Genomic DNA, 14033 nt, shown 5'->3' on the forward strand with positions numbered 1-14033 from the left:
TAAACCGATTTTGGCGCCAAAAAAATGACAAAAATCACTATTCGTAACGTAAGGCTTCAATAGGATGAAGTTTTGAGGCCGTTCGGGCCGGATAGACCCCAAAAAGAAGTCCAATAACGAGAGAAAACACGAAAGAAATGACCACACTCATTAGAGAAATTGAGGTGGACCAACCAGAAAACGCATTCAGAACGACGGCGAAAGTCACACCAGTGAGAATCCCCATGACTCCCCCAACAATGCCCACCACAACGGACTCCACCAGGAATTGATTCAAAATATCTTTACCAGTTGCTCCCACGGCCTTTCTAAGCCCAATTTCCTTGGTTCGCTCTTTCACTGAAACCAGCATGATGTTCATGATTCCAATACCACCTACCACAAGAGAAATGGCGGCAATGACCGTGAGAAGAACAGTCATGGTTTGAGTACTCGCCTCAATTGCCTTTTTCATGTCGGCCATGTTCCATACACGGAAGGCCTCTTCTTGAGACGCGATTGGGATTTTATGGCGATTATTAAGAAATGTTCTGATCTCCTCTTCTAAACCTGTTGTGTCTGTCTCAGCTGCGATCTGTACATCAATCGAATCAATGGTTGTGCGACCGAAAAGACGGCGCTTGGCCGTTTCAATTGGAACTAGGATCACATCGTCCTGATCGCGAAAACCACTGGAACCTTTTTCTTCTAAGAGACCTACTACTTGGAAATTGGTTTTATTGATTTTAATGAACTCTCCCAGAGCGTTTTTCCCTCCGAAAAGTTCGCGGTAAACAGTCGCACCAATCAAAGCGACACGAGCACGTTTACGATTTTCTTCCTCAGAAAAACGTCGCCCTTCCATGACCTTCATCGAACGAAGATCAAAATATTCCTGGCCCACACCAAGGACTGATGAGTTCCAATTTTTATTTTTATAAACGACTTGTCCGCGTCCCTCTAAACTTGATGCCGCATCCACAATCTGAGGAAATTTATTTCGAATAGCGTCTGCATCTTCCTCATAAAGGAGAGCTGTGGCACCGGCCTGAGAGGCGGCACCGGCCGATCTCATGACACCGGTTCGAACCATCAGAAGATTGGCCCCCATACTCGAAAGCTGAGACTCAATCGCCTTCTGAGCACCGGTCCCAATCGCCATCATGGTCACCACTGATGCTACACCGATGAGAACACCTAACACCGAAAGAAATGTTCTAATCTTATTCGACATGAGTTGCTTCATGCCTTGGCGAAAGTGTTCTTCCAGAGAAAGCACTCCATGCTTTTTCTCTTTAAGTGAAACTTCGATTTCTGGTTTTTTAGGCAAAGGTTTATTACGAGTATCCGAGAGGATTTTCCCGTCGCGCATTCTGATAATGCGATTACTCTGCTCCCCGATTTCATCTTCATGAGTCACCATCACAATCGTCATGCCCATGGCATTTAACTCGCGAAGGATCTCCATCACCTGTTTTTCACTCTGAGAATCAAGGTTCCCGGTGGGTTCATCCGCCAAGATGAGTTTGGGTTTATTAATCAGCGCACGAGCAATCGCCACACGCTGCTGCTGACCTCCGGACATTTCACGCGGCAGATGGTCCGCGCGAGTCTCGAGTCCCACTCGACTTAATAAGTGATGGGATTTTTCTTTTTCGATTTTCCCTTCTGAATACAAAAGAGGCAGCGCCACGTTTTCCGCAGCATCAAAGTAAGAAAGAAGATTAAACTGTTGAAAGATAAAACCCAATTCGTGCCGACGAAAAAGGGCCAGTTCATCTTCATTGTAATTTGAAATATCACGGCCATCAAAAATGTATTGGCCAGAAGTCGATACATCTAAGCAACCAATGAGATTCATGAGAGTGGATTTTCCGGAACCAGACGGCCCCATGATCGCCACAAAATCTCCTTCATCAATTTTAAGAGACACGTGATCCAGCACCGTGAGTTTGTTCTCACCCATGGTGTAGACTTTCGTAATGTCCTTAAGCTCGATGAGTGTGCTCAACGTCTGCCTCTCCCACCGCGCCCTTGTGGCATAAAGGGATTCTTCGCCTGCTGCTTCCCTTTAAGAGCGAGACTTCGAATCAGGATGGTCTCTCCTTCCAGGGGTCCTTTCACCACTTCGGCCATGCGACCATTATCAAGACCCAATTCAATCGGAACAGAAGTAATTTTCTCACCTTGTTTTATTTCGACAAACTTTCCTTCATCCGTGGAAGTCACCGCGGCCAGTGGAACAATCAGAACATCTTTTTTGTCCTGAACCACAATATTCACATTCGCAGTCATCCCACTTCGCATGAAATCCGGCACTTCATCCGGAAGAACATCCACTACATAAGTAGTCACGTTATTGGTGACTGTTGAATCATAGGCCACGTGAACCACTTTCCCTCTCACAGGATTTTGTGGATAGGCATCCAAAGTAATAAGAGCGCGCTGACCATTTTTGACTTGAGCAATATCGGTTTCATCCACTTGAGTTTTCACCGTCAGGCGATCGGCCATCGTGAAGATCACATCGGTGGGAGTAAAACTCTGGCCCGTTTCCATGCTTCTTAAAATGAGCGTTCCATTAATCGGAGCAATCACTGGAGTTGGTTTATATAGATCCTGCCAACGCTTAAATTCCTTATCACCTTTGGTGCGAACAGAGTCCAAAAGCGCCGCTCGCTCCGTTGAACTGGTCCAAGCAAGAATGTCCCCACGTTTAAGGACGTCCCCTTCCTTCACCAGGATTTCTTCAATTCTTCCGGCCACTGGAGACTTAATCTCCAAACGGTTTTGTGGGCTCACTGTTGCTGTAGAGTCTACAGTGACTTTAAGATCACCTTTTTTGATTTGAACAGGAGTGAAAACATACTCTTCACCGGTCTTACGAGAGAAATAAAAAACTCCGCCTCCCGCGAGAGCAACAATCACAACCAAGAGGGCAATGAGCTTCTTGTTCATGGAATAGATCCTTTTCCTATCACTTTCTCAAAGTTCGCGTAACGAATCACGCGGTCGCGTTTACTTTGAAGATATGTAATTTGTCTTGTAATGAGTTCATTCTCAATAATGTCCCAGTCTTCAAAAGTCAGAAGACCGTTATTGTATTTGATACGAGAAATTTCGGCACGAGTGGCACTGGCCTCTTTAAACTTCGTGTCTACTTTCAGTTTAATATCACTTTGTTTGGCGAGAGTTTGCGCCTGCTTAATCTGCGGAATGAGATTCAAGAATGTGGTGCGCTTTTGTTCTTCGGCCGCGTATTTAGAGAAGATCGCCGACTTGGTGGCACTGTAATCAGCGAATCCATCAAAAATCGGAATCGAAAGAGTCAGGGCCATAGACCAGCGTTCATTATCTCTCGCTGGAAAAAACGTTTGATCCTGTCTTGTCACGTTTCCAACTAAATCAAGACTTGGTAGGAAATTTGAGCGAGCAATGGTGATTTCTTTTGAGGCGATTTTCTCAGTTGTCACAGCTCGGTTGTAATCAGGTGTCTCAGTGGCGAGATTAATAATCTCATTTTCTTTGATGGCAATGTTCGCAAGGGGCAAATCACCAGTGGCCTCATAATCATCAAAGCCTTCACGATTTAAGTATGAGAGCAAAGTTGAACGGGCCACACGAAGAGCGTCTTGTGCGGCGATATTATCTAACTTGGCCTGTTCGAGATAGGCCTCAGATAAAAGCACTGACCCCTTGTTCTCACGGCCATTATCATAACGAATGGAAACTAGCTTATAATTACTTTCCCGGCGCTCAATGATGTCATCCGTGAGTTTTAGATATTCCTGAGCGTACAAGAGATTCGCGAAGGCCTGCTTTAAGTTGTAACTCAAGTCAGCTTTCACTCTCTCGCGGTTCCAGAAAAGATCCTTTACTCGCCATTCGGCCTGATCCACTTTCGAGATGTCTTCCAGGCCATTGAAGATATTTTGGTTAAGAGTTAAAGCACCCAAATAATTGCTCGAAACTGAACTAGAGCTGCTATTTAAAATTACGCCGTTTGAAACAATCCCTCCGCCTCCTCGGGAACCAATGCGAGTGGCCGAGATATTTGCTCGGATGCTAGGGAGATAACCCCGACGGGCAACCTGGACGTTTTCCTGAGCAGCAAAGTATTGTTGATTGGCCTGTGAAAGGGAGGTGTTCTCTTTGGTTGCCATGTTAACGACATCGTTCCACGTTAACTGAGCAGACCACCCCAGGCATGGTAAGCAGGCAAGGCCCACAAATATACGAGTAAACATACGTTTATTATTCCTTATCCCAGTTTATTTGCACTAAAATAATGACATATTTTGAGGTGCAAATATGGCAATCGTGCAAACCGGTCTTACTCGTTTATTAACTGATACAAATCTACAAAAAAAGTTCAAAGGTAACATTGGCTATCTCTGCCATAGTGCCTCTGTAACTGAGAACTTTGAGCATGGATTAATCGCTATTCAGCGTGTATTCGGCCCACAATTAAAAAAGATTTTCGGGCCTCAGCACGGTTTCGTGACTGACGTTCAGGACAACATGGTGGAGACAAACCACTATGTTCACCCATATTTTAAACTTCCGGTTTATTCTCTTTACTCGGAAACTCGTATTCCAACTGATGAGATGCTGGAAGGGCTAGATCACATTTTTGTGGATCTTCAAGACGTGGGTACTCGTATCTACACTTACATCTACACCATGACACTTCTAATGGAAGCTTGTCAGAAGAAAGGCATTGAAGTGGTGATTTTGGATCGTCCAAATCCGATTGATGCCGACACTCTTGAAGGTAATATTCTTGATATGAATTACGCTTCATTCGTGGGCCGTCACCCGATTCCAGTTCGTCACGGACTTACAATGGGTGAAGTGGCGAAGATGCACCAGAAGTATTGGGGCGGAAAAGATTGTAAGCTCACAGTAATTGAAATGAAGGGCTACGATCGCAAGATGAGCTATGAAGATACTAAACTTCCATGGGTCATTCCTTCTCCAAACCTTCCAACCATTGAAGCAGCCTACACTTTCGTAGGAACGGTTCTTTATGAAGGAACAAATATTTCTGAAGGCCGAGGAACTACTCGCTCTCTGGAAATCATTGGGCATCCTAAAATTGAAGCTTTCGGTTTCCATGAAAAGCTTAAGCCAGTTCTTGAAAAAGCCAATCTTAAAGGTTTCGTGCTTCGTCCGCTGGTGTTCCTACCAACTTTCCAAAAGCATATGGGGAAACCATGTGGTGGTTACCAAATTCACGTAACTGATCGTAAGACGTTCGAGCCATGGCGCCTATGTCAGTATCTTCTTCGCGAAATGTATCATGAGCTAGGATCTGACTTTGCCTGGAAACAACCTCCATACGAGTATGAATATCACAAGGTTCCAGTTGATCTGATCAATGGTACAGATAAACTTCGTCACTGGGTTGAAAAGCGTGGTACGGAAGAAGAGTATCAAGCGATTATGAAAGAAAACCAGGCGCAGTTCCTGGAAGAGCGTAAGAGCTGCTTAATTTACTAAAAACAAAAAGGCCCCAAAAAGGGGCCTTTTTTATTAGTGCTCGCCGAGATAGATTTTCTTAACGTCTTCGTTGTCGAGAAGATTTGAACCACTTCCCTCGAGAAGAATTTTTCCTGTTTCAAGCACGTAAGCGTAGTCCGAAATCTTGAGAGCTTGCTTCGCGTTCTGCTCAACCAGAAGAACCGTGGTCTGATTGTCTTTATTGATTTTCACAATGATATCAAAAATGAGTTTAACGACCTGAGGAGCAAGACCCAGACTTGGCTCATCTAAGAGAAGAAGATCCGGTTCACCGACTAAGGCGCGAGCGATCGCAAGCATTTGCTGTTCACCACCCGAAAGAGTTCCGGCCACTTGATTGATACGTTCTTTTAGTCTTGGGAAATAATGAAATCCCATTTCTAGGTTTTTATCAAAATTCACCTTTGCGTGATGACGACCCACAATCCCAAGTTGAAGGTTTTCCATCACAGTTAAGTTCGGGAACACCCCACGGCCCTCTGGACAGTGAATAAGGCCATCGCCTACTAGTTGGTAAGATTCACGATTGGAAATTGGGTGACCATTAAAAACAACCGCGCCAATTGATTTCACATTTCCTGAAATCGCTTTAAGGGTTGTGGTTTTTCCGGCACCATTGGCACCAATCAAAGAAACGATTTTTCCCTTAGGAACCTTAAATGAGATTCCTTTTAGGGCCTGAACGTTTCCGAAGTTAACGGCCAATCCGTCTACTGATAAAATTTCCATTAATCGACACCTAGGTAAGCTTCAATTACACGTTTATCATTCTGAACCACTTCGGCCACACCTTCACAGACAAGCTGGCCCTGTACCAGAACGTAGATTTTTTCACAGATCTTCATCACTAGACCCATATCATGTTCAATGAGAAGCACAGTGATGTGACGCTGTTTTTGAATATCACGAATAAGAGTTGTAAGTTCTCTTGTCTCGGCCGGATTTAGACCCGCGGCCGGCTCATCCAAAAGAAGAAGCTTCGGATTAAGTCCCAGAGCGCGCGCGATCTCAAGTTTTCTTTGCTTACCGTATGGAAGACCACCGGCCGGCACTTCTGCGAGATCCTTGATTCCCATCACGTCCAGAAGTTCCATGGACTTCATGCGAATTTCTTCTTCTTCCTGCTTGAATTTCTTATTTTGGAAAATCATGTCACGGATAGAAGTTTCTGAGGACGAATAGAAAGAGGTCATTACATTTTCAAGAACTGAAAGCTCTTTAAACAGACGAATGTTTTGAAATGTTCGGCCAATCCCCATTTGGGCAATCTCAAAGGGTTTCTTACCAACCAGTGACTGGCCACCGAGTCTTACGTCACCAGTTGTCGGCGCATAAATCCCAGTGAGAACGTTAAAGATCGTGGATTTACCGGCACCATTGGGACCGATAAGACCGTATAAAATTCCTGGCTCAAGCCTCATGTTCACGTTCTGACAGGCCTTGACCCCGCCGAACTGAAGGCTCATATTTTCTACTTCGAGGAAAGCCATTTCCATTCCTTATTACCCATAATCCCTTGAGGACGCAGGATCATAATTAAAATAATCGTTAGAGCGTAAATGATCATACGAAGATCAATGCCTGTAATGTCCTGAACCACACGAAGGCCCTCAGGAAGAACAGTCAAAATCCCCGCTCCCATAATCGCACCAGAAAGACTTCCGAGCCCTCCTACTACGTTCATGGCGATAACTTCAAAGCTTTTCACGAAAGTAAAAGTTTGAGTTGAAAGGTAACCTTCCGAGTGAGCGAAGAATGATCCCGCTACTCCGGCCATAAAACTTGAAAGAACAAACGCCTTAAGTTTAATGTTGAGAGGGTTGATCCCCATCATGTTGGCGGCCATTTCGTTTTCTTTAATCGCGAGCATCGCGCGGCCCAAACGTCCGTCACGAATTCGCTTGATCACTAAAATTGTAAGAATGGTCAGAAGAAAAACTGATCCCAGGTTCATGTAAACCGGAATGTCCGTCATCCCACGAGCTCCACCCACGGCCTCAATGTTAAGGAGGATAATACGAATAATTTCTCCGAATCCGAGAGTCACCATCCCTAGATAGTCACCTGCAAGACGAAGAGTACTCGAGCCGATAATGAGTCCAATCACTGCGGCCATAATCCCGGCCGATAAACTACCTACAGCCAACTGAACAGCAAATGGCGCCGTAGGAAGTAGAAACGAAACCACTGAGGCCGAGGTATAAGCACCAATCGCCATGAACCCGGCGTGTCCCATAGTGAAGAGACCGGTAAAACCATTCAGGAGTGCCAGAGACACTGACAGAATGATGTTGATCCCAAGAATGATCAGAACCGAATAATAATACGGACTAATCAAACCAGAGAAACGACCAGGCTTTGCATAAAATAGATCCGCAATCTGTACCGAGAATCCACTTAGGATGAAATTCAGAACGATGGCCGAAGCAAAGAAAATTCCGGTGAGTAATAAGGTGGTATTTAATTTTTTGGCCATAATTACACCTTCTCGATTTTCTTAGAGCCAAGAAGACCGGCCGGTCTAATCAAGAGCACTAGAATAAGAATCACGAAGGCCAGGGCATCACGATAAGTTGAGCTGATGTAACCGGCCACATAAGTTTCCGATAGACCAATCAGGATAGCTCCAATCACTGCACCTGTGATGTTACCAATCCCCCCAAGAACAGCTGCAATGAAGGCCTTAAGACCTGGCAGAATTCCCAGAAGTGGATCAATTTTTGGATAGGCAACACCGTAAAGAACTCCCGCTGCACCAGCAAGAGAACTTCCAATAATGAATGTAATAAGGATCACTTTGTTGACGTTGATTCCGATTAAGTTCGCTGTTTCAAGTGAGTGGCTGATCGCCCGCATCGCTCGTCCAAACTGAGTTTTGAAAACCAGGAACGAGAGAATTTGCATCAGAACGAATGAAACAATAAAGATCGTCAGCTGGTTTGAATCAAGAATGATGTCACTACCAATATCAATCATTTTACGAGGAAGAATTTCCGGAAAGAATTGCGGTGAAGCACCAAACACTAACTGGCCACCGTACTCTAAGAACAAGCTCACACCAATGGCAGTGATTAGAATGTTAATACGGGGAGCACGTCTAAGTGGTCTGTAAGCAAACTTCTCAATGATCACTCCCATCAGGGCCGAACCAACCATCGCCACAAGAATAACTGTTAGCGCAGTTAGAAGTGATGGTTCGACGTTTGGCATGAAGTATCTGATGAAATAGAGTCCAATAAAAGACCCCACCATGAAGATATCTCCGTGGGCAAAGTTAATCAGCTGAAGAACGCCGAATACCATAGTGTAGCCCAGGGCCACTAGAGCGTAGATACTCCCTAGGGCCAGGCCGTTAATTGTGTGTTGGATAAATTCGTTCACTCGAAACCTTTTTTAAGGATTAACCGTCTCAACAAACTTGAAGTTCTTGCCTTGAACCTGAAGAACCACTGCAGATTTAACAGCATCACGGTGTTCATTAATCGAGATGATTCCTGTTACACCCTTAAAGTCTTTTACTTTCGCAAGGCCATCACGGATTGCTTTCGGATCAATAGAACCAGTTGATTTAATCGTCTGGAACAGGATCACAGCAGCGTCGTATCCAGAGGCAGCAAGAGCATCTGGCTTAGAACCGAAACGAGCTTGGTAGTTTTTAATGAAGTTTTGAACTTCCGGACGTGGATCTTCAACTGTGTAATGGTTTGAGAAGTATGAACCATTAATAGCTTCGCCACCAATTTCAACTAGCTTTTCAGAGTCCCAACCGTCGCCACCCATAAGAGGAACTTTGATACCTTGTTCACGGGCCTGACGAGCGATGAGACCAACCTCAGTGTAGTAACCAGGAACGAAAATGAACTCTGGCTGTTGAGACTTGATGTTCGTAAGCTGAGCTTTGAAATCAACGTCACCAGAAACATACTTTTCATCTGCAACGACCTGACCACCAAGGGCCGTGAAGGTTTTAATGAAATAAGTTGCTAGACCCATTGAGTAGTCTGATTTCGAATCACGAAGAACAGCGGCCTTCTTAAAATTTAGAGAGTTGTAAGCAAACTTCGCCATGACTTCACCTTGAAATGGATCAATGAAGCAAACGCGGAAGATATAATCACCTTTCTGAGTAACAAGTGGGTTTGTTGAACTTGGAGTGATCATTGGTACTTTATATTGTTGAGCAACTGGCGCCCCCGCAAGTGAACGAGTTGAGGCAACTTCACCAAGAACAGCAACAACGTTATCAATGTTGATGAGCTTCTCTACTGACAGACGAGCTTCTTCAGGCTTACCTTGGTTATCGTAAGCTTTAAGTTCAATTTGTTTGCCAAGAAGACCACCGGCCTTGTTCCATTCTTCCATCGCAAGAATAATTCCATCGCGAGTTGAGATACCGAAAGTTGCTTCAGCTCCTGTCATTGAACCGAAGTTACCGATTACGATTTTGTCAGATTTGTTCTGACAGCCCATTGCGATTAATAGCATTAAGAACAGAATGGATTGCACAATCACTCTCAAGTTGGTCTCCTTAATTTTATAAAGAATTTTAAAAATCCTTAATAGTCTACAATTCTTATAGACGAAATGAGAACCCTTCATCTCGAAATAGTTTATCCTGTAAGAGTCCTTACATTTCCTTACTGATCTGCGGCCCTCGTTGAAGTGATGTGTATCTTGGTAGGAGCGATTCTGGAATTCTCCTCTGAAACAACAGTATTTTTTTCATTCTTCTTCGAAGAAGAATTTTCTAATTATTTCTTTCTGACTTTCAACCTTAAGGCAACCTTTAGTTTTTCAGTCACCATTCTTGTAGCAGCACATGCAACATCGCTCATTGATCTCATCATAAATTAATTGTCATCATTTTCTCTCCCAAAGCATCAAGGTAATAGAGTCATTCTGCATTTACTTTCTCCAGCGGAAGTAACTTTTTTTAACAGTTGACACGTCCGTATCTTTTCCGTAAAAGTTTTTACATGAAACTGAACCACGTTGCAAATAAAATTTTACTGAGTGATACAAAAAAGTTGGTTGGTGCTGAACGATTTGCCACCACAAAGTTGCTTCATCACTTAATAGAGATAAAGCGAAGAAAGCTCTATTGCGACTTAAAACATTCGTCTCTTTTCTCCTATTGCGTCCATGAATTAGGTTACTCAGATGGAGCGGCCCAGAGAAGAATTGTGGCAGCAAGAATGCTCGCGGAGATTCCAGAAATTGAATCTAAAATTGAAGATGGAAGTTTAACTCTTACGAATATTTCATTAGTGAATCAATTTATTGAAGGAACCTCCGACCGCAAAAGAGTCTTGAAAGAAGTGGAAGGTCTTACGAAGAAAGAATGTGAGAAGAAACTTTTTGAGATCACAAAGAAAGTCATAGAACCCAAAGATAAAACGAAGCGAATTTCAAAAGACAAAGTTCAAATGGCGTTTGTTTTATCTGATGAAACCATGGAATTAGTGGAAGAACTTAAAAATCTCTTGGGTAAAGACATGGACATGGATCAATTGGTTCAGTTTATGGCAAAGGAAGCGATCAAGTCTGTGGAGAAAAAGAAATTTAAACAGACTTCACTTTCTCCAGAGAAAGTAGATAAAAATTGTGCCTTCTTGGGATCTACACGAAATCTTAATTACGATCTAATCCTTCCCTATTCTTCGGGAGGACCAAGTGCGAAAGCATGCAATCAGAGAGAAAGAATAAGAGCGGGGCCAGTGGCCCCGCCTGGGAAATTTATTTGAACATTGGAGTAAGAGGCATTGGAACAACTGAGAATGGGAAAACTCTTTCAGTTCTTAGAGCAACTGGAGCTTTTACCGCAGACTTAGCACGAGAAATTGCCTCAGAGACTGACATTGAGTTTGTCATTTGAGCGGCAACAACAGCGCGTTCAGAGTTCACGATACCGCCAGTAGCAACTTTATCAGCTAGGAAGCCCTTAGGGTCAACAGTACCCATCAGGATCTTCTTGATTTCAACTGGCTTAAGACGAGGGTTTGCCTCTTTAATTTGAGCAGCAACATTAGCAACATAAGGAGAAGCTTGAGATGTACCAGAAACTTTTAGATATTCGTTGCCTGGGATCGCCGAATGAATCAGCATGCCTGGAGCTGCGATATCCACCATTTTTGTACCGTAGTTAGAGAATGGCGCGAAGAATTCATTCTTATAAGTAGCACCAACTGTAATTACGTTGTCAGCTTTGATGTTCGCTGGAGAAGTACCGAACTGGTCATTCGACATACCATCGTTACCGGCAGCAAATACGAAAAGTGTATTTGGAGCAGCGGCAACGAAGTTTTGGCCATGTTTTACCATAGCAGCGATGAACATAGCAGCGGCACGGTTAGAATCTTCTTCAGAAGGCTTTTTGAAGAAGATAATACGGTAAGCGTTATCTGTGATCATTTTAGCTTGGTTAAAACCAGTACCGAATGAACCGTTAGCAACGTCAGCTTTGTGGTAGGCCGCAAAGCGAGCGATGTCTGTTAACATTTTCATTTGTTCAGCGGCCAGAGCGTCGAAAGCTTTTTCAAGAAGTGACCAACGGTCAGCTTGGTAAGCTTTTGTGCGAGCAAGACCATCTAGGAAAGGCTTAACTTCAGTTGGGATTAGCTTAATACCCATGGCCTTGTTTTGAGTATTGCGGATAGAAATACCAGCAACGTGTGTACCGTGAACGAAGTTACCGAACTTGCCCATCTCTTTGATGAAGTTGGGGTCTTTTACTTTTTCTTTTAACCAAGCGATCTCAGACTCAGTTGCTTGGCCTAGGAACATTTTCCCCTGAATGTCGAAATACTTCGAACAATCTGGAGAGAAAGTACCAAGATACGAGTAATCAATGATGTTGCCGTTTTGTTCAGCAAAGTTCCAACCATGAACGTCGTCCTGGTAGCCGTTGCCATCGTTGTCACGACGGTCTTCAACTTCGCCCGCGTTGGTCCAAAGATTTGGAACGATCATTTCGTGTTTATAATCAAGGCCAGAATCAATGACTGCGATTGTTGCAGCATTTGCTTGGGCAACCATGGCCGCAAGAACACATAAAGAAATCCATTTCATAAAAAATTCTCCTCATAGTTAGAGATAAAACAATTTTCTCTACTATTGAAAGTGATCGTCAAATAAAAAGGCCTCCATAAGGAGGCCTTCTTAAGAAAAGAAAGGTTAATTTATATTAACGAATGTTTCTGAGAGCTTCGATGTTTGTGATGTATGTAACATCTTCGCCACGACAGCCAGTGCTTGGACACTTGTTAGAAACTTGGCAGCCTTGAGCAGAGTTATATACATAGTCATTTTCGCCACGAACTAGGACACCTTCAACTTCACCAGTCTTCGAGTTGAATACAGCTGAACCAGAGTTACCGCCGTAAGTATCAAGGTTAGCCACGAAATACTTTGTGTTAAGAGAACGAACGTTCGCGCCATCAGCAATCTTCGTCGGAAGACCAGTTGGGTGACCGATAACAGTTACCGCAGTACCGGCAGCGATTTTGCCTGAACGACGGAATGAAAGCGGACGACGGTTAGCAACTTTACGATCAAGTTCGATTACCGCGAAATCATCTTTTGAAATTTGATCAAGAGAACGAGAGATAATGCGCTTACAAGAATAAATGTTAGAAGCAGCAACATTTACTGTACCTTGTTCAGAACTATCAACTTTATAGTCGAAGACCCATTTCCAAGAAGCACAGTCATTGTTGTCTTTAATACAGTGGCCGGCAGTCACTAGAACATTTTCAGAAACCAGGAAGCCAGAACAGTTCGCAGCTGTAATTTGCTGAGAGAATCTTTCAGATTTACAAACACCGCGGCTTTCAAGAGTTTCAGCTTGAATCGCGATTTCGCCGTTAGCGGCCCTTTTAAGGTTTGCACCTGCAATCATAGCAGCTGTAGAACGAGACATTTCAACCATCGCAGAGTCACGAGATTCGAAAACATCCATGCGGTTGTCTTCACCGTAAATCACATCCATTTGCTTGTTAGAGGCAAGGGCCTGGGCCGAGATAGCAAGAGTTGAAAAAACAAGAATTGAATTAATTAGTTTCATCCGGGGAATCCTTTTCCTGGAGGTAAGAGTACTGGAGAAGATTGTTCCGTAATTCAAAACGTACCGTAAACTAACAGTTTCTTACAAAGATGGGGAATCTGCGGGAGATAAACTGGCCTTAATCTCGTGATTTTTGAATCGCCATACCCGACCATCTGGATCAACTACTCCGCAAGTCGAGTTTTCAGCACCCAGATATAAGAAGCGAGAAGGCCCTTTTCGATAATAAAAGAAGGAAACTTTGTGAACCAAATCCTGAAACTCGGTGGCGCTTAGACTGAACTCCACGTTACTGGCAACAGTATGAGGTGCAGTGGGAACATTTTTAATTTCTAACCAAGTGCCCTGAAGATCCAGACGCATCGAAATGTCTGTGAGCTCCGTCAGCTCAAGCTCCAACACCTCTGTCAGAAACGACAGATAGTCTTCGAAATAAACTGTTTCCAAGGTGAGCCCGGATAATCTCATG

At 43.8% G+C, this 14033-nt stretch carries 13 protein-coding genes; 2 read left to right on the plus strand and 11 right to left on the minus strand.

What is annotated here, in order from left to right; all coding sequences use genetic code 11:
* Positions 1 to 37: 37 nt before the first annotated feature.
* From ACJVC5_RS16450 to ACJVC5_RS16460, 3 genes are read right to left on the minus strand one after another with little or no spacing between them, the layout of a single operon-like run.
* The gene (locus tag ACJVC5_RS16450) at positions 38 to 1990 is read right to left on the minus strand and encodes an ABC transporter permease (protein WP_408096629.1); all 1953 of its coding nucleotides are present in this window, start codon (positions 1988 to 1990) and stop codon (positions 38 to 40) included.
* Positions 1987 to 2937, minus strand: a complete 951-nt coding sequence (locus ACJVC5_RS16455) for an efflux RND transporter periplasmic adaptor subunit (protein WP_408096630.1) — start codon at positions 2935 to 2937, stop codon at positions 1987 to 1989. Before ACJVC5_RS16455 ends, ACJVC5_RS16450 begins: the two co-directional genes overlap by 4 nt.
* Positions 2934 to 4226 (minus strand): TolC family protein, encoded by a 1293-nt coding sequence (locus ACJVC5_RS16460; RefSeq protein WP_408096631.1) that lies wholly within the window; start codon positions 4224 to 4226, stop codon positions 2934 to 2936. The genes ACJVC5_RS16455 and ACJVC5_RS16460 overlap by 4 nt, the downstream gene beginning before the upstream one ends.
* 64 nt (positions 4227 to 4290) lie before the next feature.
* Between ACJVC5_RS16460 and ACJVC5_RS16465 the strand changes: the two genes are divergently transcribed.
* On the plus strand, positions 4291 to 5481 hold the full coding sequence (locus ACJVC5_RS16465) for an exo-beta-N-acetylmuramidase NamZ family protein (RefSeq protein ID WP_408096632.1): 1191 nt from the start codon (positions 4291 to 4293) through the stop codon (positions 5479 to 5481).
* A gap of 33 nt (positions 5482 to 5514) precedes the next feature.
* On the opposite strand, the gene ACJVC5_RS16470 is transcribed toward ACJVC5_RS16465, so the two are convergent.
* The 5 genes from ACJVC5_RS16470 to ACJVC5_RS16490 are packed head-to-tail and all read right to left on the minus strand — an operon-like array spanning position 5515 to position 10014.
* The gene (locus ACJVC5_RS16470; RefSeq protein ID WP_408096633.1) at positions 5515 to 6231 is read right to left on the minus strand and encodes an ABC transporter ATP-binding protein; all 717 of its coding nucleotides are present in this window, start codon (positions 6229 to 6231) and stop codon (positions 5515 to 5517) included.
* Positions 6231 to 6992 (minus strand): ABC transporter ATP-binding protein, encoded by a 762-nt coding sequence (locus ACJVC5_RS16475; protein ID WP_408096634.1) that lies wholly within the window; start codon positions 6990 to 6992, stop codon positions 6231 to 6233. The genes ACJVC5_RS16470 and ACJVC5_RS16475 overlap by 1 nt, the downstream gene beginning before the upstream one ends.
* Positions 6974 to 7978 carry a branched-chain amino acid ABC transporter permease gene (locus tag ACJVC5_RS16480; protein WP_408096635.1) on the minus strand — a complete coding sequence of 335 codons (1005 nt, stop codon included), beginning with the start codon at positions 7976 to 7978 and terminating at the stop codon, positions 6974 to 6976. The genes ACJVC5_RS16475 and ACJVC5_RS16480 overlap by 19 nt, the downstream gene beginning before the upstream one ends.
* A 2-nt stretch (positions 7979 to 7980) precedes the next feature.
* Entirely contained in the window at positions 7981 to 8883 is a 903-nt protein-coding gene (locus tag ACJVC5_RS16485) for a branched-chain amino acid ABC transporter permease (RefSeq protein ID WP_408096636.1), read from the minus strand.
* Positions 8884 to 8895: 12 nt separating this feature from the next.
* On the minus strand, positions 8896 to 10014 hold the full coding sequence (locus ACJVC5_RS16490) for an ABC transporter substrate-binding protein (RefSeq protein ID WP_408099250.1): 1119 nt from the start codon (positions 10012 to 10014) through the stop codon (positions 8896 to 8898).
* Positions 10015 to 10478: 464 nt separating this feature from the next.
* Here ACJVC5_RS16490 and ACJVC5_RS16495 point away from each other — a divergent pair, with 464 nt between their 5' ends.
* Entirely contained in the window at positions 10479 to 11246 is a 768-nt protein-coding gene (locus ACJVC5_RS16495; protein ID WP_408096637.1) for a hypothetical protein, read from the plus strand.
* On the opposite strand, the gene ACJVC5_RS16500 is transcribed toward ACJVC5_RS16495, so the two are convergent.
* The 3 genes from ACJVC5_RS16500 to ACJVC5_RS16510 form a co-directional block, all read right to left on the minus strand.
* Positions 11239 to 12570 (minus strand): S8 family serine peptidase, encoded by a 1332-nt coding sequence (locus ACJVC5_RS16500; protein WP_408096638.1) that lies wholly within the window; start codon positions 12568 to 12570, stop codon positions 11239 to 11241. The two genes, ACJVC5_RS16495 and ACJVC5_RS16500, sit on opposite strands and share 8 nt — an antisense overlap.
* Positions 12571 to 12685: 115 nt before the next feature.
* Positions 12686 to 13564: a trypsin-like serine peptidase gene (locus ACJVC5_RS16505; RefSeq protein WP_408096639.1), complete on the minus strand. Its 879-nt coding sequence runs from the start codon at positions 13562 to 13564 to the stop codon at positions 12686 to 12688.
* Positions 13565 to 13645: 81 nt separating this feature from the next.
* On the minus strand, positions 13646 to 14032 hold the full coding sequence (locus ACJVC5_RS16510; RefSeq protein WP_408096640.1) for a hypothetical protein: 387 nt from the start codon (positions 14030 to 14032) through the stop codon (positions 13646 to 13648).
* Between the last annotated feature and the right edge of the window lies 1 nt (position 14033).

Origin of the sequence: Peredibacter sp. HCB2-198, from assembly GCF_045999315.1 — a bacterium.
In the GTDB taxonomy this organism is placed as follows: domain Bacteria; phylum Bdellovibrionota; class Bacteriovoracia; order Bacteriovoracales; family Bacteriovoracaceae; genus Peredibacter.

Coding starts and splice junctions, on each gene's coding strand:
- ACJVC5_RS16455 (WP_408096630.1), bottom strand. CDS start 2,937: ATGAACAAGAAGCTCATTGCCCTCTTGGTTGTGATTGTTGCTCTCGCG.
- ACJVC5_RS16460 (WP_408096631.1), bottom strand. CDS start 4,226: ATGTTTACTCGTATATTTGTGGGCCTTGCCTGCTTACCATGCCTGGGG.
- ACJVC5_RS16465 (WP_408096632.1), top strand. CDS start 4,291: ATGGCAATCGTGCAAACCGGTCTTACTCGTTTATTAACTGATACAAAT.
- ACJVC5_RS16470 (WP_408096633.1), bottom strand. CDS start 6,231: ATGGAAATTTTATCAGTAGACGGATTGGCCGTTAACTTCGGAAACGTT.
- ACJVC5_RS16475 (WP_408096634.1), bottom strand. CDS start 6,992: ATGGCTTTCCTCGAAGTAGAAAATATGAGCCTTCAGTTCGGCGGGGTC.
- ACJVC5_RS16480 (WP_408096635.1), bottom strand. CDS start 7,978: ATGGCCAAAAAATTAAATACCACCTTATTACTCACCGGAATTTTCTTT.
- ACJVC5_RS16495 (WP_408096637.1), top strand. CDS start 10,479: ATGAAACTGAACCACGTTGCAAATAAAATTTTACTGAGTGATACAAAA.
- ACJVC5_RS16500 (WP_408096638.1), bottom strand. CDS start 12,570: ATGAAATGGATTTCTTTATGTGTTCTTGCGGCCATGGTTGCCCAAGCA.
- ACJVC5_RS16505 (WP_408096639.1), bottom strand. CDS start 13,564: ATGAAACTAATTAATTCAATTCTTGTTTTTTCAACTCTTGCTATCTCG.
- ACJVC5_RS16510 (WP_408096640.1), bottom strand. CDS start 14,032: ATGAGATTATCCGGGCTCACCTTGGAAACAGTTTATTTCGAAGACTAT.